Below are 1530 nucleotides of genomic sequence, written 5' to 3' on the forward strand. Positions count from 1 at the left end.
TAACCTCGATCTTTCGCGCCCGTCCGGTGGCTGGCTGAGCAGTTCGGCTGGAGTGTGATTTTGGAGTTGTGGTCAGGCTGATGGCCCGGCTGTCGCGCCGGGGATGCGGGGTTCCACGGGCCCGCGGAGTGTCCTTCCTGGTAGTCGGGATGATTTGGTGCTGGTCAGGTCGGTGCTGGCAGGGCCTGGAGCCGGGTGATGGCGGTGACCAGTTGGCCGGCCCAGGGCCAGGATGCGGCCACACGTAGGCGGAGGCGCCGGCCGCCGCGGACCAGGCGGGCGGCGACGGCGAACAGGCGAAGCCGCAGCCGTTTCGGTTCGTAACGGCGGGCCGGTCCGTCGAGGGCGAGCATCTGCATCCAGGCGAGGAGTTCGCAGGCCAGGGCGACGATCTCGCACCAGATCTGGTTCTGGGTGAAGTCGTGCAGGGGCAGGTTGCGCAGCCCGGTGTCCTTGGCGGCGCGGATGCGGTCTTCGCAGCGGGCGCGGCGGCGGTGGCGTAGTTCCAGGTCGGCGAGCTGACCCCGCTTGGTGTTGGTGACGAAGCAGGTGAAGCGGTGCCCGTCGATGTCGGTGAAGCGCAGTTGCGCGCCCGGGTGGGGGCGTTCCTTGCGCACGATCAGGCGCATTCCCTTCGGCCAGCCGTCCAGCTTCACCATGCCGGTGAGCTCGGCGACCCAGGCGCCGGGCCGGACCTGGCCCTCGGCGTCGTAGGCGGGTGTCCATGCCTGCTGGGGCAGGGCCAGGATCGCGGCCTGGGCCTCTTCGGTGAGGGTGAACCCGATCGAGTAGGACAGCCGCAGCCCGGGCCGGGTCAGCCAGGACAGGAACTCGTGGGTGCCGCCGCCGGAGTCGGTGCGGATCAGCGCCTGCCGGCGGCGGTGCTTGGGGAGCTGGGCCAGCGCCAGGCGGGTCGCGGTGATGTGGTCGGCGGCGGTGTTGGACCCGGCGTTGCCGGGCCGCAGCACGATCGCCAAGGGTTCCCCGCCGCCACCCGCTCCGTGGTCGGCGAAGACCGTCATCGGGTGGAACCCGAAGGTCTTCTTCCAGGTCGGCGCGGCCTGGTCCTTGTCGGAGTGGGCGATGACGATGGTCGCGTCGATGTCCAGGCAGATCGGCTCCCCATCGGCGCCGGGGGCGTGGGTGCCGGCCAGCGTCCATGCCCGCTGGCGGGCTGTGGTGCGGGCGGTGCGGATCGCCTTCAACGCGCGGACGGGGTCGGCGGCCAGGCGGTCGATCAGCCGGGACACGGTCGGATCGGAGGCGATCGAGCCGAACACCTCCGGCTGGGTGCGCAGCATCGCGATGTCGGCCAGGCAGTCCCCGCCCAGTGCCAGCGTGAGGGCCAGATCGGCGATGATCTTGCCGGGGTCGTGCACGGCCCGGGACGGCCTCCATCGTTCCAGCTGCGCCGACAGCTCCTTGCCCAAGCCCGTGACCCGCAGCGTCTCCAGCAGCAGCAGTCCACCGGCCTGGGAGACGAGACCCGAGCCGTCGGCGGACACCATGATCTTGCGCTGGGACACGATA

Annotated in this window: 1 protein-coding gene; it reads right to left on the minus strand. The window is 70.9% G+C overall.

The features are described 5' to 3' along the window. Positions 1–164: 164 nt before the first annotated feature. Positions 165–1508, minus strand: a complete 1344-nt coding sequence (locus tag FLX08_RS39815) for an IS1380 family transposase (protein ID WP_244313243.1) — start codon at positions 1506–1508, stop codon at positions 165–167. Positions 1509–1530 lie beyond the last annotated feature (22 nt).

The sequence above is a fragment of the Microbispora hainanensis genome (assembly GCF_006874475.1).
GTDB lineage: Bacteria > Actinomycetota > Actinomycetes > Streptosporangiales > Streptosporangiaceae > Microbispora > Microbispora hainanensis.

What these genes read in the sequence shown, in the direction of transcription:
- FLX08_RS39815 (WP_244313243.1), bottom strand. Translation starts at nt 1,508, where the DNA reads ATGGTGTCCGCCGACGGCTCGGGTCTCGTCTCCCAGGCCGGTGGACTG.